This is a genomic window from Xylanimonas protaetiae (genome assembly GCF_004135385.1).
Taxonomy (GTDB): Bacteria; Actinomycetota; Actinomycetes; order Actinomycetales; family Cellulomonadaceae; genus Xylanimonas; species Xylanimonas protaetiae.
Map to the genome: position 1 here is coordinate 3121945 of NZ_CP035493.1, position 19428 is coordinate 3141372.

Below are 19428 nucleotides of genomic sequence, written 5' to 3' on the forward strand. Positions count from 1 at the left end.
GGATCAGTCGTTCACGCGGCCGAGGTACGACCCGTCACGCGTGTCGACCTTGACCTTGACGCCGGCCTCCATGAAGAGCGGCACCTGGATCTCGCGGCCCGTCTCCAGCGTGGCCGGCTTGGTGCCACCCGTGGAGCGGTCGCCCTGCAGGCCCGGCTCGGTGTGCGTGATCTCCAGGACGACGGAGGCGGGGAGCTCGACGTAGAGCGGGGTGCCCTCGTTCATCGCGATCATGACCGACATGCCCTCGAGCATGAAGTCCTTCGCGTCACCGACGACGGCAGCCGGGATGTGGAACTGCTCCCACGTGTCGGTGTCCATGAAGATGAAGTCCTCGCCGTCCATGTACGAGAACTGGTAGTCGCGACGGTCCACGTTGGCGGTCTCGATCTTGATGCCCGCGTTGAAGGTCTTGTCGACGGTCTTGCCCGACACGACGTTCTTCATCTTGGTGCGGACGAACGCGCCACCCTTGCCCGGCTTGACGTGCTGGAACTCGATGATCGTCCAGAGCTGGCCGTCGATCCGCAGGACGGTGCCGTTCTTGATGTCGTTGGTGGTAGCCACGTTCTTCAGTCTTCCCTACGTCGTTCGGGGGCAGTATGGGGCGCGCGTGAAGCAGCAAGGGCGCGAAGAGCCCGAGCAAGTCTAGCGGCTCAGCCGATCCCCGCCACGATCAGATGGATCACAGCGCGTCCGGCCAGGCCGCACGCGCCCGCCCACGACACCGACGCGAGCGTCCCGACGACGAACCGCTCGCGCGCCGACGGGCGCTCGCGCAGCTCGTACACGCGCCCCAGGCCCTTGATCGCGACGACGACGGCGAGCCCCTCCGGGTACCCCGCCAGGAGGCTGAGCGTGATGCCCAGCCGCTCCAGCAGGCCGATCCAGACGGACCCCGCCAGCGTGCGCGCGGCCGCCGCCTCGGCGTCGATGTCCCCCTCGGTGCGCCGCAGCACCCACGGGACCAGGACGGCACCCACGCCCACCGACAGCGCGAGCGCACCGACCCAGACGCCGGCGCTCGCGAACAGCTCCCCCACGGTCATGCTGGTGACGCTAGCGGCGGCCGCCGACGCCCCGCCGGCGCCCCGCCGTGCGCGGCGCGGCCGTGCGCTGCTGACCCGGCCCCGGCCGCCCTGCGCCAGGTCAGCGGGCGATCGTCGCCAGGAGGCGCGCCGCGACGGGACGCACCGCCGCCTCCTCGCCCGCCAGGGCGGCCCGCAGCCGCTGGCTGACGGCCTGCACCGTGACGCCCAGCGCGGCGGCGGCGGCCTTCTGCGAGCCGGTGCGCGCGACGGCGTCCACGGCCTCCCAGCCGGGGTCGGTGCGCCGGGCGGCCAGGGCGGCGGTCATGCGCAGCAGGGCCTCGACCTCGGCGGCAGCCGCCGCGTCGTCCGCGCCGACGGCGATCCCCCCGGCGCCGGGCCCGGCGGCCCCGCGCCGCTTGGCGCGCTCGACGGCACGGCGCGCGTGCACGAAGGCTCGGCCGGACGCCGCCCGCGACACCGCCGGCAGCGGCTCGACGACCGGCCCGACCCCGATGCCCACCGACCAGCCTCCGCCGCGCGCGAGCGCGAGCGCGAGGTCCACGGCCAGGGCCGCGCCCTCCGGGGTGCCGTCGAGCAGGCCCTGGAGCTCGTCGCCGACGGTCCGGTCGAAGGGCAGGACGACACCGTCGCGTCCGGCGGACAGGCGCGCCACGAGCCCGAGCGCCTCGGGCACCCGATCGGTGGTGTGGGTGCTGTCGCGCTGGTCGGCGGTGAGGACGATCACGCTGCCAGGCTGCACCCTCGAATCGACAGGGTCAAGGTAGCCGCTTGGAAAGTCTGGGCCTCAGCGTCAGCCCTGGAGGGGCAGCAGCTCCCGCAGCGACGCGATGGCGCGGACGGCGCCCGGGCACGGCCGGCCGCCGTCGAAGTAGATCGCGTCGACGCCGGCCGCCACGGCCGCCGCCACGTCGATCGGCCGGTCGCCGACCGCGACCACGTCGGTCAGGTCGTACCTCTCGACGAGGTACCGCATCGACGACGGGTCGGGCTTGCGGGGGAACCCGTCGTCGGCGGTGACGACCGCCGTGAAGAGCGCGTCGATGCCGGTCTCCTCGAGCAGGTGCAGCACCTGCCGGTCGCGGTGCGACACCAGGAAGTTGCGGCCCCCCGCATCGACGACGCCGGCCAGCACCTCGGGAGCGCCGTCGAACAGCACGGGGGTGGCGAGCTCGCCGGCCTCCGCGCTCTTGTACTCGGCGAGGAAGCCGGGCACGTGCGCGGCGAACGTCTCGACCGCGTGCGCGGTCGACACGCGCAGCGCGCGGTAGACCTCGTCGCGCGTCGCGGCGATGCCCTCCTCCGCGAGCGTGTCGACGAACGCCGTCGTCGAGCTCGCGTAGCTGTCGAGCAGCGTGCCGCCGAGGTCCCAGATGTAGTCGCGGTAGGTCATCGCGGGTGTCCCGGGCCGGATCCGGCTGCGCGGCCGCCGTCGCCGCTACGCGAGCCGGGCCGCGATCGCATCGAGGGCCAGGCGGTAGGACCCGAACCCGAAGCCGGCGATCGTGCCGGTGGCCACGCCCGAGACCACCGAGTAGTGCCGGAACGACTCGCGGGTGTGCGGGTTGGACAGGTGCACCTCGACGAGCAGCAGCCCGGACGTGGTGACCTGAGCGGCGGCGTCGCGCAGCGCGTAGCTGTAGTGCGTGAACGCCGCCGGGTTGAGCACGACGTGGGAGCGGGTGTCCACGGCCTCGTGCAGCCAGCTCACGATCTGCGACTCGTCGTCGGTCTGCCGGGCGTCGACGTCGAGGCCGAGCTCGCTCCCCCACCCGCCCGCGGCGGCCACGAGGTCGTCGAGCGTGTCGGCGCCGTAGATCTCGGGCTCGCGCACGCCGAGCCTGCCGAGGTTGGGTCCGTTGAGCACGAGTACGCGGGTCACGGGCGCCAGGCTAGCCCCCCGGACCCCGGGCCGGACGCCCACTCGGCGCTGGCGCCGAGGTGGTGCGGCGTGTCAGCGCCCGCCCGGGCGAGATGTCGACGCTTGGCACACTATTTCTGCCGAGCGTCGATCTCTCCGGCACGCGCGGTCACGATGGCGTCGACGACGTCGTCGGGCAGAGGCTTGCCCGGCTGGAAGGACACCGAGCCCTTGGTGGTGCGGAACCCGGTCAGCCGGTCAGCCAGCCCTTCGAGCACCGCCGGGCTGAACGGGTACAGCCCCAGGTGCTGCTTCGTCACCATGACCGAGAGCAGCGGGCTCCCCCGGTAGCGGAGCGCCGGCATGCCGTAGCTGCGGCCCTCCTCGACGTCGGGCACCAGGGCGCGGGCCCGGTCCAGGACGCGCGCGACGGCGTCCTGCTCAGGTCCGTCGAGCGTGGCCACGTACTCCGTGACATCTCCCATGCGGCCATGGTGCGCCGGAGGGGTGGGCGCCGCAGCGCGTGCGGCGGCGCCCACCCCTCCTCGACGCGTCGTCGTCAGGCGGCGGGAGCCTGCTCCTGCTCACCGCGGAGCGTCAGGAACAGCACCAGGCCCACCAGGATGACCAGGAGGATGCCGAGCGTGCCCCAGATGGTGTGGCCCGTGATCGTGATGAACAGCGTCCACATGGCCGGGGCCATGAACGACGCCGCCTTGCCCGTGGTCGCGTAGAGCGCGAACATCTCGGACTCGTGGCCGGCCGGGATCTGGCGGGCCAGGTAGGAGCGCGACGCCGACTGCGCCGGTCCGACCGTGCAGCACAGCAGCAGGCCGCCGATCCAGAACACGATCGGGCCCAGCGAGTGCAGCGCCACGATCAGCAGGCCCGTGACGACGAGGATCGACAGGGCGCCGATGATCACGCGGCGGGCACCGAGACGGTCGTCGAGGCGGCCGACGGCGATCGTCGAGATGCCGGCGACGAGGTTGGCGGCGATGCCGAAGACGAGCACCTCGAGGCCCGAGAAGCCGAAGGCTGCCGAGGCGATGATGGCGCCGAACGTGAACACGCCGCTCAGGCCGTCACGGAACACGGCCGAGGACACCATGAACCAGAACGTGGTGCGCGAGGTGCGGAACAGGTTCTGGACGGTGCGGAACAGGCCGACGTAGGCCTGGAAGAAGCCGAGACGCGGCCGCGTCTCGACGACGACCTCGGGCACGTTCTTGAAGAGCGGCCAGCCGAACACCACGCCCCAGACGACGCCGGCGACGGCGATCCAGCGGTAGGTCATGCCGTTCGCGGCGTCGAGCGGGGCGAGATCGGTCAGGTCGCCGACGGCGATGAGGATGAGCGCGAGCACACCGCCCGAGTAGCCGAGGCCCCACCCGAGGCCCGACACGCGCCCGATCGTCGTGGGCGTGGCCACCGAGACGATCATCGCGTTGTAGTTGGTCTCGGAGACCTGGTTGAGCACCGCGCCCAGCGCGATGAGGCCGGCGCCGAGCCAGAAGAACGACGGGTCGGCCTCGACGAACCAGAGCGCCGCCATCGAGCCCAGCAGGGCCAGGGTGGACCAGAAGAGCCACGTCTTGCGGCGGCCCGACGAGTCGGCCCACTGCCCGAGGATCGGCGCGACGAGGGCGATCACGACGCCGCCGATCGTCGTCGCGAGGCCCAGGCCCGAGGAGAGCTGCGCGATCGCCGCGTCCATGCCCTGCGCCTCCACGACGGCAGGGTCGACGAACGTCTCCGAGACCAGGTACATGGCCGTGAACACGAACGTGAGGATCACTGTGTTGAACGGCTGCATCGCCCAGTCGAAGGCCGCCCAGGACCACACCTTCCTGGGGGCCACCGGGCCGCCCCTCTGGAGCTCCAGGCCGGTGACCGGCCTGACCGGGGCGGCGTTCTCGGTGGCCGACGACGACCCCGTCGCGGGCGAGGGTTCACTCATGGGCGTCATGATGCCCGAAGCGGATGAACGGAAGAAGGCCTGGGCGCGTCGAGGTGCTCCACGCCGATCTCCACGACGTCGCGCACGCCCGCGAGCGCCATGGTGAGGTCGAGCTCGGCGAGCACGTTCTCGACGACGGTGCGCACGCCGGTCTGCCCGGCGAGGGCGAGGCCGTAGACCCAGGGGCGGCCGAGCAGGACGGCGTCGGCGCCGAGGGCGAGGGCGACGAAGACGTCGGCGCCGGTGCGGATGCCGGAGTCGAAGAGGACGGGTGCCGTGCCGTCGACGGCGGCGACGACGCCGGGCAGGGCGTCGAGGGAGGCGACGGCGTTGTCGACCTGGCGGCCGCCGTGGTTGGAGACGACGACGCCGTCGGCGCCGTGGTCGAGGGCGCGGCGGGCGTCGTCGGGGTGCTGGACGCCCTTGACGACGATCGGGAGGCGGGTGCGCTCGCGCAGGCGGGCGAGGTCGGGCCAGGTGAGGGTGCTGCGGGAGAAGACGTCGAGGAAGGTCTCGACGTCGGCGCGGGTGGCGCCGTGGCGGCGCATGGTCAGGAGGGCGCGGACGGCGGCGAGCGTAGGGCGCTGGGCGGCGGCGGGGTCGGCGGGGGCGGCGGCGCGGGTGGCGGCGAGCCGCTGGAAGGCGGGGTCGGAGGTGTACTGGGCGATGCCCTCGCCGTGGGCGAAGGGCAGGTAGCCGAGGTCGAGGTCGCGGGGGCGCCAGCCGAGCACGTGGGTGTCGAGGGTGACGACGAGGGCGTCGGCGCCGGCGGCCTCGGCGCGGGCGACGAAGGAGGCGGCGACGTCGTCGTCGCGGGACCAGTAGAGCTGGAACCAGCGGGGGCTGTCGCCGAGGGTGGCGGCGGTGTCCTCCAGGGGGGTGGATGCCTGGGAGGAGATGACGACGGGGAGGCCGAGGTCGCGGGCGGCGCGGGCGACGGCGGGCTCGGCGCGGTCGGGGCGGCCGCCGACGGCGAGCTCGAGCGCGCCGACGGGTGCGAGGAGCACGGGGGCGGGCAGCGTCCGCCCGAGGACGGTGGTGGCGAGGGAGCGTTGCTCGACGTCGACCATGAGGCGCGGGACGACGCGGTACCGGCCGAAGGCCTCCCGGTTGGCGGCGAGGGTGCGCTCGGCGCCCGCTCCCCCGCCGATGTAGGCCCACCCGCGGGCGCCCATGCGGCGGCGGGCGGCGGCCTCGAGGGCGTCGGGGGCGGTGGGGACGGGGGGCCGGCGCCCGTACACGCCGGCGCGGTAGATGGCGCTCTGGACCGTGCGGCCGACGTCGCTTCGCTGCGTCACGGCGTGATGCTCCCACACCTGCGGCTTACGATCCGGTCGTGCCTGAGACTGCGCCCCCGACCGATGGCCTCGCGTGGCTTCCTGACGCCCTGCTGGGCGACCCGTTCGAGCGGGCCCCGCTGGGCGAGGCGACGCTGGTGCGGCGGCGCCCCGGGGACGCGGCGGCCGTGCCGCGTGGGGTGGTGCTGCACGTGCACGGGTACAACGACTACTTCTTCCAGGCGCACCTGGCGGAGGCGTTCGCGGACGCGGGGTACCTGTTCTACGCGGTCGACCTGCGGGCGGCGGGGCGGTCGCTGCGCCCGGACCAGGTGCCGCACTACGTGACGGACCTGCGCGAGCAGGCGTCCGACGTCGGGCGGGCGGCGCACGCGCTGCGCACGGCCCACCCCGGCCTGCCGCTCGTGGTGCACGCGCACTCGACGGGCGGGCTGACGGCGTCGCTGTGGGCGCACTCCGTCCGGCACGCGACGGGGGCGGGTGCGGGGCCGGACGCGCTCGTGCTGGACTCCCCGTTCCTGGAGCTGCCCGGGTCGGCGTTCGCGAAGGCGGTCGGGACGCCGCTGCTGGACCGGGTGGGCCCCCTGCGGCCGCTCACGAGGCTGTCGCACAGCCCGTCGTGGTACGCGACGGCGCTGGCCCGGGACTGGGACTTCGACTCCACGCTGAAGCGGCCGGACGGGCTGCCCGCGCGGGCGGGCTGGCTGCGGGCGGTGCGGCGCGCGCAGGCGCGCGTGGCGCGCGGGCTGGCGATCGCGTGCCCGGTGCTCGTGGCGGTGTCGGCGGCCTCCAGCGTCGACGGGCCGGACAACCCGCTGGTCTCCTCGACGGACACGGTGCTCGACGTCGACCTGATCACGGCGCGCGCTCCCCGCCTGGGCCGCCGTGTGACGGTGGAGCGGTTCGAGGGCGGCGTGCACGACCTGTCCCTGTCCGCGGAGGGGCCGCGCAAGGCGTATCTCGCGTCGGTGCTGGCGTGGCTCGGTACGGTGCTCCCGTGACGCACCCCTACTTCGACACGGCGCTGCCCGACGGGCGGCGCGGCGTCGCCGCGCTGGCCCACCGCGGGTTCGCCCGCCCCGGCGGCGTCGACTCGGGCCTGGAGAACTCGCTGGCCGCGTTCGGCGCCGCCGTCGCGCTCGGGTTCCGGTACGTGGAGACCGACGCGCACGGCACGGCCGACGGGGTCGCCGTCGCGCTGCACGACGAGTCGCTCGACCGCACCACCGACGCTCACGGGCTCGTGGCCGAGCTGCCGTGGTCGGTCGTGAAGCGGGCGCACATCGGCGGCGTCGAGCCCGTGCCCGCGCTCGAGGACGTGCTGGGCACGTGGCCAGGGCTGTTCGTCAACATCGACGTCAAGGCGGAGTCCGGCGTCGGGCCCGTCGCCCGCGCCATCGAACGGACCGCCGCGCACGACCGCGTGTGCGTCACCTCGTTCTCGACGCGGCGCCGCAAGGCGACGCTCGCGAAGCTGTCCCGCCCGGTCGCGACGAGCGCCGGGACGTCCGAGGTGATCGGCTTCCTCACCGGGGCGCGCCTGCGCGTGCCCGTGCTGGCCGCCCGCGCGCTGCGCGACGTGGACGCGCTCCAGGTGCCCGTCGCCGAGAAGGCCGGGCCGGTGCGCGTGACCGTCGTCGACGCCGCGACCGTCGCCGCGGCCCACGCCGCCGGGCGCCAGGTGCACGTGTGGACGCCCAACACCAGAGCGGAGATGGAGCGCCTCGTCGACCTGGGCGTCGACGGCATCGTCACGGACCGGGCGGACCTCCTCAAGGACGTCCTCGTCGAGCGCGGGCTCTGGGCCGGGTAGCGCCCCGCGGCGCGCCCGCGCCGCCTACTCTCGGACGGTGACCGTCGAGCGAACGCGCAGCCGCGGCGACGAGGACTTCAGCGGGCAGGCCGGCACCGCCCTGCGCCGGTTCATGCGGACGGAGGCCGGCAGCGCCGGCATCCTCGTCGCCGCCGCCCTCCTCGCCCTCGTCTGCGCCAGCACCCCCCTGTCCGGCGGGTACGAGCGGCTCTGGGCGATGCCGCTCGCCGTCCGGCTCGACGGGCACGGCCTGGACCTGAGCCTGCGGGAGTGGGTCAGCGACGGGCTCATGGTCGTGTTCTTCTTCCTCGTCGGGCTCGAGGTGCGCCGCGAGCTCTCCGTCGGCGAGCTCACCGACCGGCGGCGCACGCTCGTGCCGCTCGTAGCCGGCCTGGGCGGCATGGTGGTGCCCGCGCTGCTCTACCTGGCCCTCAACCATGACGGCGCGGCGGCCCGCGGGTGGGGCGTCGTCATCGGCACCGACACCGCGTTCCTGCTCGGCATGCTCGCGCTCGTCGGGCCGGCCGTCTCGACGCAGCTGCGGATCTTCCTGCTGACGCTCACCGTCATCGACGACATCGTGGCGGTCAGCGTCATCGGGATCGCGTACACGGACGCGGTCCACGTCGGGGCGCTCGTCGTGGCCGCCGTCGCGCTCGCCGGGATCGTCGTGCTGGCCCGTGCGGACGTGTGGCGGTCCGGCGCGTACATCGCGCTCGTCGTCGTCGCGTGGCTCGCCACGGTCTACTCCGGGCTGCACGCGTCGATCGCTGGCATGGTCGCCGGCCTGCTGATCCCCGCCACGGAGCCGCTGCGCAGCCAGGTCGAGGCCGCCGCCCAGCAGTTCCGCGTGTTCCGGCAGTCGCCGCTGCCCGGGCTCCAGCGCCGCACTCGGGCGCAGCTCACGCGCACCATCAGCGTCAACGAGCGCTTCCAGGCGTCGCTGCACGGCGTCACGAGCTACGTCGTCGTCCCGCTCTTCGCGTTCGCCAACGCTGGGGTGGACCTGCGCGGCGGCGTCCTCGGCGAGGCGCTGACCTCCCCCGTCACGTGGGGCGTCGTGCTCGGCCTCGTCGTCGGCAAGACGCTCGGCATCACCGCGGGCGCCCTCGGCGCCACCCGGCTGCGGGTCGGCCGGCTGCCGGAGGGCGTCGGCGGCGGGCACGTGCTCGGCGGCGCCGCGCTGTCGGGCATCGGCTTCACGGTGGCGCTGCTGATCATCCACCTCGCCTTCGACGACGCCGCGCTGCAGCGCGACGCCGTCGTCGGCGTGCTGCTCTCCGTCGTCGTCGCCAGCGTGCTCGGGCGCCTCGCGTTCGCCCTGTCCGCCCGGTTCCTCGGGCAGCGCGACGCCGCCCTGCCCACCCGGCTCAGCCGGCCCGTCGACCCCGCGCGCGACCACGTCAGCGGGCCCGCCGACGCCGAGGTCACGCTCGTCGAGTACCTCGACTTCGAGTGCCCGTTCTGCGCCAAGGCCACCGGCTCGGCCCGGCAGGTGCGCGAGCACTTCGGCGACCGGCTCCGCTACGTGGTGCGCAACCTGCCCCTCGACGTCCACCCGCACGCCGAGCTCGCGGCGGTGGCCGCGGAGGCCGCCGGCCGCCAGGACTGCTACTGGCCCATGCACGACATGCTGTTCGCCCACCACGACGAGCTCGAGCTCGAGGACCTCGCCGGCTACGCCGGGGACCTCGGCCTCGACGTCGAGCGGTTCCTGCGCGACCTCCAGGACGAGGACCTCGCGCGCCGCGTCGCCGAGGACAAGGCGTCGGCCGGCGAGAGCGGTGCGCGCAGCACCCCCACGTTCTTCGTCGGGGAGCGCCGCCACGAGGGCCCGTGGGACGCGGCGACGCTCATCGCCGCGCTCGAGGCCGACGCCGAGGCGCCGCGCGCCGGGCGCGGCGCGCGCACCCGGCGCTGAGAGCGGCGCCGGGCAGACGGTCAGCCGAGCTGGACGGAGACGCCCGGCGCGCCCGTCGGCGGCTCCTTGCTGACCTCCGCGTAGGCGGCGGCCAGGAGCGTCGGGTCCGGGCCCTCCAGGCGCACCGGCCTGGCGACGCCGTCGAGCACGACGAACCGCAGCAGGTCGCCGCGGGACTTCTTGTCGCGCCGCATCGCCGCGAGCAGCTGGTCCCACCGGTCCCCGCGGTACGACGTCGGGAGCCCCAGCGACTCCAGGATCGCCCGGTGGCGGGCCACGACGTCGTCGGGCAGCTTGCCGGCCAGGCGGGCCAGCTCGGCGACGAACACCATGCCGACCGCGACCGCCGCGCCGTGGCGCCACTGGTAGCGCTCGACGAGCTCGACCGCGTGGCCGAACGTGTGGCCGTAGTTGAGGATCTCGCGCAGCCCCTGCTCGGTGAGGTCCTCCCCCACGACGCGCGCCTTGACCGCCACCGACCGCTCGACGAGCTCGGCCAGCACGGCCCAGGTCTCCTCGGACGCGTCGGCGCCCTTCCAGTCCTTGAGGTCGGCGTGGTGCTCCTCGACGAGCTCGAGGATTCGCGGGTCGGCGATGAAGCCCGTCTTGACCACCTCGGCCAGGCCCGCCACGAGGTCCCACCGGTCGAGCGACGCGAGCGACGCGAGGTCGCACAGCACGCCCGCCGGCGGGTGGAACGCGCCGACGAGGTTCTTGCCCTCGGCCGTGTTGATGCCCGTCTTGCCGCCCACGGCCGCGTCGACCATGCCCAGCAGCGTCGTGGGCACGTGGACCACCTTGATGCCGCGCAGCCACGTCGCGGCGACGAAGCCCGCGAGGTCCGTGGTGGCGCCGCCGCCCACGGACACGATCGCGTCCGAGCGGGTGAAGTCGGCCTGGCCCAGCACCTGCCAGCAGAACGCGGCGACCTGCGCCGTCTTCTGCTCCTCGGCGTCGGGCAGCTCCACGGCGAACGCCTCGTAGCCCTGGGCCGTGAGGTCCTCGCGGACCGCCTCGCCCGTCGCGGCGAGCGACGCCGGGTGCATGACGAGCACGCGGCGCACCTTCGGGCCGAGCAGCGCGGGCAGCTCGCCGAGCAGGTGCCGGCCGATGACGACGTCGTACGGCGCGGCGCCCTGGACGGTCACGCGCGTGGTGGTCATGCGAGCTCCTTGACGATCTGGGCGACGACGGCCTGCGGCTCCAGCCCGTCGGTCAGCACGGTCAGCGTCGACACCCGCTCGTACACGGGGCGCCGGGCCTCCATGAGCGCGGCCCAGCGGGCGCGCGGGTTGCCGAGCAGCAGGGGGCGGGACTGGTTGAACCCGACGCGCGGCGCCGCGTGCGCCAGCGACACGTCGAGGAAGACGACCACGCCGCCGCCGGCCGCGTAGGCGGCCAGGGCGTCCTGCGTGGCCTTGTCGAGCACCGCGCCGCCGCCGAGCGCCAGGATGCCGTCGTGCTCGCCCAGGGCGCGTCCGACCGCCTCGCGCTCGAGCGCCCGGAACGCCGGCTCGCCGTCGTCGACGAAGATCTCGGTGATCGGCTTGCCGGCCGTGACCTCGACGTCGTGGTCGGTGTCGCGGAAGGCGACGCCGCGCGCCTCGGCCAGGCCGAGGCCCACCGTCGTCTTGCCGCTGCCGGGCGGGCCGACGAGCACGGCCACGGGCCGCCCCGGAGCCGTCACTGCAGCAGCTCCGGCACCGCGGCCAGGTAGGACTCGACGTTGCGGCGCACCTCGGCGACGGAGTCGCCGCCGAACTTCTCCAGCACGGCCTCGGCGAGCACGAGCGCGACCATCGCCTCGGCGACCACGGCGGCGGGCGGCACCGCGCACACGTCGGAGCGCTGGTGGTTCGCCGTCGCGGGCTCGCCCGTGGCGGTGTCGATGGTGCGCAGCGCGCGCGGCACGGTCGAGATGGGCTTCATGGCGGCGCGCACGCGCAGCGCCTCGCCGTTCGACATGCCGCCCTCGATGCCGCCCGCGCGGTTGGACAGGCGCTCGACGCGGCCGTCGGTGCCGCGCACGATCTCGTCGTGCGCGGCCGAGCCGCGGCGGCGCGCGGTGCGGAACCCGTCGCCGACCTCGACGCCCTTGATCGCCTGGATGCCCATGAGCGCGGCCGCGAGGCGCGCGTCGAGGCGGCGGTCGCCCTGCACGTAGGAGCCGAGGCCCGACGGCACGCCGTAGGCGAGCACCTCGACGACGCCGCCGAGCGTGTCGCCGTCCTTGTGGGCGGCGTCGATCTCGGCGACCATCGCCACCGACGACGCCACGTCGAGGCAGCGCACGGGGTCGGCGTCCAGGCGCTCGACGTCGGACGGCACGGGCAGCGCGGCGCCGTCGGGCACCTCGGCCTCGCCGATCGCGACGACGTGCGACACGAGCTCGATGCCCGCCGCCTGCTTGAGGAACTGCGCGGCGGCGACGCCCAGGGCGACGCGCGTGGCGGTCTCACGGGCGGAGGCGCGCTCCAGGACGGGGCGCGCGTCGTCGAAGCCGTACTTGCGCATGCCGACGAGGTCGGCGTGGCCCGGGCGCGGGCGCGTGAGCCTCTTGTTGCGCGCGACCTCGCGCACGTCGCCGGTGCCGGCGTCCACCTGGAGCGCGTCGGCCTCGACGGGGTCCGGGGCCATGACGTCGACCCACTTGGGCCACTCGGTGTTGCCGATCTCGATGGCGAGCGGGCCGCCCTGCGTGAGCCCGTGGCGCAGGCCGCCGAGCACGCGCACCTCGTCCTGCTCGAACTTCATCCGGGCGCCGCGGCCGTAGCCGAGGCGCCGGCGGGCGAGCGCGGCCTGCAGGTCGGCCGTGGTGAGCTCGACGCCTGCGGGCAGGCCCTCCATCACCCCCACGAGCGACGGACCGTGCGACTCCCCCGACGTCAACCAGCGCAGCATGCGCCGATTCTGTCACGGGCGTCCGCACGTCGGACGCGGCGTCTCACCCGACGACGGGCGTCCGGGCGCGCGGCGTCGCAAGACCGTGCCGGGGCCTCAGGCGCTCAGCACGCCGTCCAGCGCGGCGTCCATGGCCGCGACGGGCGCCGGGCGGCCCGTCATGAGCGTGACCTGCCGGGCCGCCTGGTGCAGCAGCATCCGCTCGCCTCCGACGACGACGCCGCCCAGGTCGCCCCACGCGTGCGCGAGGGCCGTGGGCCGCGGGTCGTAGACGACGTCGAGCAGGACGCCGCCCACGGGCCCGCGGTCGCGCAGCGCCGCGGCGAGCGCGTCGGCCGCGTGCGCGGGCAGCGTCGAGACGACGACGTCGGCGTGCTCCAGCGGCTCGACGCCCGTGACGGCGTCGAGCACCTCGTAGCGCGGGGTGACGCCGAGCCGGGTCGCCGCCGTCTGGAGGTCCGCGGTGCGGGCCAGCGACCGGGCCAGGACCCGCGGCGTGGCGCAGCCGAGCTCGGCCAGCGCGGCGACGGCGGACGCGGCCGTCGCCCCGGCCCCGAGCACGACGGCGCTGCCCACCTCACGGCCGCGCAGGCCCTCGCCGAGGGCGGTGACCAGCCCGTACACGTCGGTGTTGTAGCCCACGAGGCTCAGCCCGCACGACGACGGCCGCACGATGACGGTGTTGACCGCCCCCGTGCCGACCGCCACCGGGTCGATCTCCGCGAGCATCGGGATGATCGTCTGCTTGAGCGGCATCGTCAGGCTCAGGCCCGCCCAGCCGAGGTCGAGGTCGTCGACGAGGTCCGCGAGCGTCTCCGAGGTGGTGTCGATCGCGGTGTACTGCCAGCCCTCGAGGCCCAGGGCCTCGTAGGCGGCGGTGTGCAGCACGGGCGAGAGCGAGTGGGCCACCGGGTGGCCCAGCACGGCGGCCCGGCGGGTCGGGGTCGGCACCGGGTCAGCCCTTGCCGTTCGCGGCCTGCCAGGCCTGGAACTCCTGCTTGAACTGTAGGAACTCGTTGTAGGAGTCGGTGAACTTGGTCTCGCCCGTGTCGAGGTTGACCGTGACGTACCAGAGCCACGACCCGGCCGGCGGGTTGGCGGCGGCGGCGATCGCCTCGGCGCCGGGGTTCCCGATCGGCGTGGGCGGCAGGCCCTTGTGGACGCGCGAGGCGTACGGCAGGTTCGCGTCGTTGAACTCGCTCTTGGTGATCTGGTCGCTCGGCTTGCCCAGCCCGTAGGAGTCGATGGCGTCCATGCCCAGCGGCTCGCCGCGCGCGATGCGGTTGTCGACGACGCGGGAGACCTCGCCCTGGAACCCGGCGGGCGCCTCGCGCTCGACGATCGAGGCGACCTTGAGTGTGTCGAGGCGGGCCTCGGGCGCGACGCCCTGGGCGGCCAGGGTGTCGACCGTCTGCTTGACCATCGCCGAGAGCACGGTCGTCGCGGTGTCCTGCGGGGTCACGGTGTACGTGGCCGGGAACAGCCAGCCCTCGACCTGCCCGCCCGCCTCGGGCGGCAGCCCGATGGAGTCGGGGGCGGCGATGGCCGCGTCGAGGTCGGCCTTGGCGATCCCCGTCACGGACGTGATGCGTTCGAGCACCTGCGCCGCGGTGAACCCCTCGGGGATGGTCACCTTGGTCTCGACCTTCTCGTTCTTGGCGAGCGTCGCGACGGCGTCGGACGCCTTCATGCGCGTCATCAGCGCGTAGGTGCCCGGCTGGATCCCGCCCGCGGCGGGGTTCTGCCCGAAGGCCTGCGTGAACGCGGCGACCGAGGCGACGACGCCGGCGTCGTGCAGCACCTCGCCCATCTGCCGCCCCGACGCGCCCTGCGGGATCTCGACCTGGACCGGGGAGTCGCCCGGGCCGGGGAAGTCCTCGGCGGTGTGCGCGAACGGGTTCTTCAGGACGCCGGAGAGGTCGCCCAGCGTGGCCCAGCCCACGGCGCCCACGACGGCGGCCACCAGCAGGACGACGACCGTCGTCCGGATCCGGCGCTGGCGCCGGCGCTTGGCCGCGGAGCGCCTCCGTGCCGCGGTCCGGCGGCTGTCGGGGCTCGGCTGCTGCGCGAAAGCAGGATGGTCGAAGAGGTCGGTCACGTGGGAGAGCCTAGCCAACCCGCCTGAACGGGCCCACAAGCGTCGCTGACGCGCGGTGGATCAGAAGCCGTTCTCGGCGGCCCACCGCTGGTACTCGCGGCGGAAGACGAGGAACTCGGAGTGGTCGTCGGTGAACCTGGTCTCGCCCGTGTGCAGGTTGACCGTCACGAACCACAGCCAGTCGCCGGGCGTCGGGTTGGCCGCGGCCTCGATGGCCGCCGCGCCCGGGTTGCCGATCGCCGTCGGCGGCAGGCCCCGGTGCACGCGGGACGCGAAGGGCAGGTTCCGGTCCTGGAACTCGGCGCGCGTGATGAGGTGCGCGGGCCGGCCGAGGCCGAACGCGTCGATCGCGTCCATGCCGAGCGGCTTGTCGATCGCCAGCCGGTTCTCGATGACCCGGGCCACCTTGCCGCGGTACTCCGCGGGCGCCTCGCGCTCCACGATGGAGGCCTCGATGAGGATCGTCTGGCGGCGGTCCTCCGGCACGCCGAGCCGGTCCAGCTCGGCGGTCGTGCGGGCGACCATGCGCCCGAGCACGTCCGCGGCGGACTGCGTCGGCTTGACCACGTACGTGGCGGGGAACAGCCAGCCCTCGACGACGCCCTCGGCCTTGTCGGGCAGCCCGATCGACGCCGGGTCCGCGACCGCGGCGTCGAGCTCCTCACGCGTCAGGTGGGTCTGCGCCTCCAGGCGCTCGAGCACCTGGGCGGACGTGAAGCCCTCGGGGATCGTCACGCGCTCCTCGACGCGCCCGCCCGCGGCGAGCGCGGCGACGGCGTCGGCCGCGCGCATGCCCGTGAGCAGCTCGTAGACGCCCGGCTGGATGCCGGCGGCGCCCGGGTGCTGCCCGAAGGCGGACGTGAACGCCCGCGCGGAGGCGACGACGCCGGCCTCGACGAGCAGGTGGGCCATCGCCGTGCCCGTGGCACCCGCAGGGATCTCGACGTGCACCGGGTCGCCGCCGGGGCCGGCGTAGTCGGCGGCGCCGAACGGGTTCTCCAGGCCGCGCAGCGGGTTGGGCAGGACCTCGACGAGCCGCCCGCCCGCGGCGGTGGCGACCCCGCCGACGAACGCGAGGACGACGCACAGCGCGAGGACCGCGCGAGCACGACGGCGACGCCGCCGGCGCTTCTTCTCGGCGGACCGCCGCGGCGCGCGCGTCGGCGGCTGGTTCGTCGGCTGGTTCGTGGGGGCGAAGTGCTCGAAGACGTCGGTCACTCGCTGCGGTCCTCATCAGTCGGCGTCACGGGCGCACGCCGCCGACCGCCGTTACGGCGTCGGGACCGCCTCGCCGGCGCGAGCGCCCGAGGCCCGCTCGGAGTCGAGCGCGGACTGCAGGATGATCACCGCCGCGGCCTGGTCGATGACCGGCCGGTGGCTCTTCGACTTCTTCCCTGCGGCCCGCAGCTGGCTCGTCGCGGTCACTGTCGACATGCGTTCGTCCACCATACGGACCGGCACCGGGGCCACCGCTGCCGCAAGGCGCGTCGCGAACGCGCGCGCGTCCGCCGTCGCTGCACCCTCCTTGCCCGACAGGTGCCGGGGCAGGCCCACGTAGACGACGGCGGCGTCACGCTCGCTCGCCGCTGCGGCGATCGTCCGGACGTCGGCGGAGTCCGTCCCGGTCGCCTCCAGCACGCGCGGCACGGTCTCGACCGGGGTGGCGATCAGACCGTCCGGGTCCGACGCCGCCACGCCGATGCGGGCCTTGCCGACGTCGACGCCGAGGCGGGCGCCCCTCGGGAACCGAGGAGCGCCCGCCTCGAAGGCGTCGCTCACGCGCCCACGACGGCGCGCACGCCCGCCGTGACGCCCTCGAGGGCCGCCGGCAGCGCGGCCGCGTCGCGGCCGCCACCCTGCGCGACGTCCGGCTTGCCGCCGCCACCGCCGCCGAGCACGCCGGCCGCGGCCTTGACGAAGTCGCCGGCCCGCAGGCCCGCGTCACGCGCCCCCGTGTTCGTCGCGACGACGACGAGCGGGCTGCCGCCCGCCACACCGCCGACCGCGACGACGGCCGGGGCCGCGTCGCCGAGGCGGCCGCGCACGTCGAGCGCGAGCGCGCGCAGGTCGTCGGCCGAGGCGACGTCACCGGCGTCATGGGTGACGACCCTGACGACACCACCGTCGCCGTCGATCTCGTGAGCGTCCGCGGCAAGCCGGCCCGCCGCAGCCAGGAGCTGCCCCTTGCGGAGCGTCGCGAGCTCCTTCTCGGTCTCCTTGAGCTTGCCCAGGAGCGAGCCGACACGGTCCGCGAGCTCCTCGGGGCGCGCGCCCAGCAGGCCGGTGAGCTGACCGACCAGGGCGTGCTCCTTGGCCTGGAAGCCGTACGCCCCGTCGCCCACGAGGGCGTCGACGCGGCGCACGCCCGAGCCGATGGACGCCTCGCCCAGCAGCGCGACGCGGCCGATCTCGCCCGACGCCTTGACGTGGGTGCCACCGCACAGCTCGCGCGACCAGTCGCCGCCGATCGACACGACGCGCACGATGTCGCCGTACTTCTCGCCGAACAGCGCCATGGCGCCCAGCTCGCGGGCCGCCGAGATCGACATGAGCTCGTCGGTGACCTCGAGGTTCTCCTGCAGGCGCAGGTTGACGCGCTCCTCGATCTCCCCGAGCGCCTGGGCCGGGACGGCCGCGGGCGAGCGGAAGTCGAAGCGCACGCGGCTCGGCGCGTTCTCCGATCCGGCCTGCGTACGGTCCTCGCCGACGAGCTCGTGCAGCGCCTTGTGGATCATGTGCGTCGCCGAGTGGGCGCGGCTGATCGCCACGCGACGCTCGACGTCGATCGTGGCGGTGCCGGGGTCGCCCAGGGCGATGGTGCCCTCGACGAGGCGGCCGCGGTGGACGTTGAGGCCCTTGATGGGGCGCTGCACGTCGTCGACCTCGACCGTCGCACCGCCGTCGAGCACGATCGTGCCCTGGTCGGCGAGCTGGCCGCCCGCCTCGGCGTAGAACGGCGTGCGGTCGAGCACGACCTCGACGTCGACGGGCACGCCGTCGACCGCCGTCGCGACGGGCGCGGGCACACCGTCGACGAGCAGGCCGACCACCGTGACGGCCGAGTCCAGGTCGGTGTAGCCGAGGAACTCGACGGGCTTGGCCAGCTCGTTCGCGATCGACTCGTACGAGCGCAGGTCGGCGTGGCCGGTCTTCTTGGCGAGCGCGTCCGCGCGGGCGCGCTGCTTCTGCTCCGCCATGAGGGCGCGGAACGCCTTCTCGTCCACCTGGACGCCCTGCTCGGCCGCCATCTCGAGCGTGAGGTCGATCGGGAAGCCGTAGGTGTCGTGCAGCTGGAACGCCTCGGCACCGCCGAGCGTCTGCGCGCCGCTCGCCTTCGCCCGGGCCACCGCGACGTCGAGGATCGTCGTGCCCGCCACGAGCGTGCGACGGAACGCCTCCTCCTCGCCGTAGGCGACGTCGGAGATCTTCGCGAAGTTCGCCTCCAGCTCCGGGTAGCTCGCCTTCATGGCCTCCATGGAGACCGGCAGCAGCGCCGGGAGCGCCTCGGCGTCGTAGCCGAGCAGGCGCATCGAGCGGACGGCGCGGCGCAGGATGCGGCGCAGCACGTAGCCGCGGCCCTCGTTCGACGGGCGGACGCCGTCGCCGATGACCATGAGGCCCGAGCGCACGTGGTCGGCGATGACGCGCATACGCACGTCGTCCTCGGCGTGAGCGCCGTACCTCTTGCCCGTGAGCTGCTCGACCCGCTCGATGACCGGGTAGGTCTCGTCGATCTCGAACATGTTCTCCTTGCCCTGGAGCAGGAAGGCCATGCGCTCGAGGCCGGCGCCGGTGTCGATCGCCTTCTTGTCGAGCTCGCCGAGCAGCGGGTAGTCCTTGCCGACGCCCTCGCCGCGCACGAACTGGTCGAAGACGAGGTTCCAGATCTCCAGGTAGCGGTCGCCGCCCGGGTCCACGTTGCCGCCGACGGCCTCGGGGCCGTAGGCCGGGCCGCGGTCGTAGTGCCACTCCGCGCACGGGCCCGCCGGGCCGGGCTGGCCCGTGTCCCAGAAGTTCTCCTTGCGGGGCAGGCGGACGATGTGCTTCGGGTCGAGGCCGATGCCCCGGGTCAGCGCGTCGAACGACTCGGTGTCCTCGTCCCACAGGGTGACCCAGAGGCGGTCGCCGTCGAAGCCGTATCCGCCCTTGTCCTGCTCCGAGGTGAGCAGCTCCCACGCCATCTCGATGGCGCCCGTCTTGAAGTAGTCACCGAACGAGAAGTTGCCGTTCATCTGGAAGAACGTGCCGTGGCGCGTCGTGCGGCCGACGTTCTCGATGTCGCCTGTGCGGATGCACTTCTGGACGCTCGCGGCGCGCGGCCACGGGGCGGGCTCGGTGCCGAGGATGTAGGGGATGAACGGCACCATGCCGGCGATGGTGAACAGGATCGAGGGGTCGGGCGAGACCAGCGAGACGCTGGGCACGATCTCGTGGTCCTTCGACTCGAAGTAGTCGAGCCAACGCTGGCGGATGTCGGCGGTGCGCATGGTGATCCTTCGCAGGGTCGTGAGGGTGCTCCGGACATTG

The 19428-nt window shown here is 74.3% G+C and carries 19 protein-coding genes; 3 read left to right on the forward strand and 16 right to left on the reverse strand.

The window, feature by feature from the left end; all coding sequences use genetic code 11:
* Window positions 1-3: 3 nt before the first annotated feature.
* The 8 genes from efp to ET471_RS14510 form a co-directional block, all read right to left on the reverse strand.
* Entirely contained in the window at window positions 4-567 is a 564-nt protein-coding gene (gene efp, locus ET471_RS14475) for an elongation factor P (protein WP_129189457.1), read from the reverse strand.
* An 89-nt stretch (window positions 568-656) separates the two neighbouring features.
* Window positions 657-1049: a hypothetical protein gene (locus ET471_RS14480; RefSeq protein WP_129189459.1), complete on the reverse strand. Its 393-nt coding sequence runs from the start codon at window positions 1047-1049 to the stop codon at window positions 657-659.
* A 100-nt stretch (window positions 1050-1149) separates the two neighbouring features.
* Window positions 1150-1776, reverse strand: a complete 627-nt coding sequence (locus tag ET471_RS14485) for a hypothetical protein (protein WP_129189461.1) — start codon at window positions 1774-1776, stop codon at window positions 1150-1152.
* Window positions 1777-1842: 66 nt separating this feature from the next.
* On the reverse strand, window positions 1843-2442 hold the full coding sequence (locus tag ET471_RS14490; protein ID WP_129189463.1) for an HAD-IA family hydrolase: 600 nt from the start codon (window positions 2440-2442) through the stop codon (window positions 1843-1845).
* Between the two features lie 45 nt (window positions 2443-2487).
* Window positions 2488-2931, reverse strand: a complete 444-nt coding sequence (locus ET471_RS14495; RefSeq protein WP_129189465.1) for a type II 3-dehydroquinate dehydratase — start codon at window positions 2929-2931, stop codon at window positions 2488-2490.
* Window positions 2932-3041: 110 nt separating this feature from the next.
* Entirely contained in the window at window positions 3042-3395 is a 354-nt protein-coding gene (locus ET471_RS14500; RefSeq protein WP_129189466.1) for an iron chaperone, read from the reverse strand.
* 74 nt (window positions 3396-3469) lie between these two features.
* The gene (locus ET471_RS14505) at window positions 3470-4870 is read right to left on the reverse strand and encodes an MFS transporter (RefSeq protein WP_242496305.1); all 1401 of its coding nucleotides are present in this window, start codon (window positions 4868-4870) and stop codon (window positions 3470-3472) included.
* 5 nt (window positions 4871-4875) lie between these two features.
* Window positions 4876-6186, reverse strand: coding sequence for an alpha-hydroxy-acid oxidizing protein (locus tag ET471_RS14510; protein WP_129189468.1), 1311 nt, complete (start codon window positions 6184-6186; stop codon window positions 4876-4878).
* A gap of 20 nt (window positions 6187-6206) precedes the next feature.
* Between ET471_RS14510 and ET471_RS14515 the strand changes: the two genes are divergently transcribed.
* From ET471_RS14515 to nhaA, 3 genes are read left to right on the forward strand one after another with little or no spacing between them, the layout of a single operon-like run.
* Window positions 6207-7169, forward strand: coding sequence for an alpha/beta hydrolase (locus ET471_RS14515; RefSeq protein ID WP_129189469.1), 963 nt, complete (start codon window positions 6207-6209; stop codon window positions 7167-7169).
* Complete coding sequence (locus tag ET471_RS14520) at window positions 7166-7981, forward strand: glycerophosphodiester phosphodiesterase family protein (protein ID WP_129189470.1); 816 nt, start codon at window positions 7166-7168, stop codon at window positions 7979-7981. The genes ET471_RS14515 and ET471_RS14520 overlap by 4 nt, the downstream gene beginning before the upstream one ends.
* A 37-nt stretch (window positions 7982-8018) precedes the next feature.
* Window positions 8019-9902, forward strand: a complete 1884-nt coding sequence (gene nhaA / locus ET471_RS14525) for a Na+/H+ antiporter NhaA (protein ID WP_242496307.1) — start codon at window positions 8019-8021, stop codon at window positions 9900-9902.
* Between the two features lie 20 nt (window positions 9903-9922).
* Here nhaA and aroB read toward each other — a convergent pair whose 3' ends face one another.
* From aroB to alaS, 8 genes are all read right to left on the reverse strand, one after another.
* On the reverse strand, window positions 9923-11065 hold the full coding sequence (gene aroB / locus ET471_RS14530; RefSeq protein ID WP_129189472.1) for a 3-dehydroquinate synthase: 1143 nt from the start codon (window positions 11063-11065) through the stop codon (window positions 9923-9925).
* Entirely contained in the window at window positions 11062-11568 is a 507-nt protein-coding gene (locus ET471_RS14535) for a shikimate kinase (RefSeq protein WP_242496308.1), read from the reverse strand. Before ET471_RS14535 ends, aroB begins: the two co-directional genes overlap by 4 nt.
* A gap of 17 nt (window positions 11569-11585) precedes the next feature.
* Window positions 11586-12803 carry a chorismate synthase gene (aroC, locus tag ET471_RS14540; RefSeq protein WP_129189476.1) on the reverse strand — a complete coding sequence of 406 codons (1218 nt, stop codon included), beginning with the start codon at window positions 12801-12803 and terminating at the stop codon, window positions 11586-11588.
* Window positions 12804-12899: 96 nt separating this feature from the next.
* Window positions 12900-13754 (reverse strand): shikimate dehydrogenase, encoded by an 855-nt coding sequence (locus ET471_RS14545; protein ID WP_129189478.1) that lies wholly within the window; start codon window positions 13752-13754, stop codon window positions 12900-12902.
* Window positions 13755-13758: 4 nt separating this feature from the next.
* Window positions 13759-14901, reverse strand: a complete 1143-nt coding sequence (gene mltG, locus ET471_RS14550; RefSeq protein ID WP_129189480.1) for an endolytic transglycosylase MltG — start codon at window positions 14899-14901, stop codon at window positions 13759-13761.
* 60 nt (window positions 14902-14961) lie between these two features.
* Complete coding sequence (mltG, locus tag ET471_RS14555; RefSeq protein ID WP_129189482.1) at window positions 14962-16119, reverse strand: endolytic transglycosylase MltG; 1158 nt, start codon at window positions 16117-16119, stop codon at window positions 14962-14964.
* Between the two features lie 51 nt (window positions 16120-16170).
* The gene (gene ruvX / locus ET471_RS14560) at window positions 16171-16680 is read right to left on the reverse strand and encodes a Holliday junction resolvase RuvX (RefSeq protein WP_129189484.1); all 510 of its coding nucleotides are present in this window, start codon (window positions 16678-16680) and stop codon (window positions 16171-16173) included.
* Complete coding sequence (gene alaS / locus ET471_RS14565) at window positions 16677-19388, reverse strand: alanine--tRNA ligase (RefSeq protein ID WP_129189486.1); 2712 nt, start codon at window positions 19386-19388, stop codon at window positions 16677-16679. Before alaS ends, ruvX begins: the two co-directional genes overlap by 4 nt.
* Window positions 19389-19428: the final 40 nt, after the last annotated feature.

Excerpts from the sequence above, each read along its gene's own strand:
- ET471_RS14480 (WP_129189459.1), bottom strand. The coding sequence starts at position 1,049 with ATGACCGTGGGGGAGCTGTTCGCGAGCGCCGGCGTCTGGGTCGGTGCG.
- ET471_RS14490 (WP_129189463.1), bottom strand. The coding sequence starts at position 2,442 with ATGACCTACCGCGACTACATCTGGGACCTCGGCGGCACGCTGCTCGAC.
- ET471_RS14500 (WP_129189466.1), bottom strand. The coding sequence starts at position 3,395 with ATGGGAGATGTCACGGAGTACGTGGCCACGCTCGACGGACCTGAGCAG.
- ET471_RS14505 (WP_242496305.1), bottom strand. The coding sequence starts at position 4,870 with ATGAGTGAACCCTCGCCCGCGACGGGGTCGTCGTCGGCCACCGAGAAC.
- aroB (WP_129189472.1), bottom strand. The coding sequence starts at position 11,065 with ATGACCACCACGCGCGTGACCGTCCAGGGCGCCGCGCCGTACGACGTC.
- aroC (WP_129189476.1), bottom strand. The coding sequence starts at position 12,803 with ATGCTGCGCTGGTTGACGTCGGGGGAGTCGCACGGTCCGTCGCTCGTG.
- alaS (WP_129189486.1), bottom strand. The coding sequence starts at position 19,388 with ATGCGCACCGCCGACATCCGCCAGCGTTGGCTCGACTACTTCGAGTCG.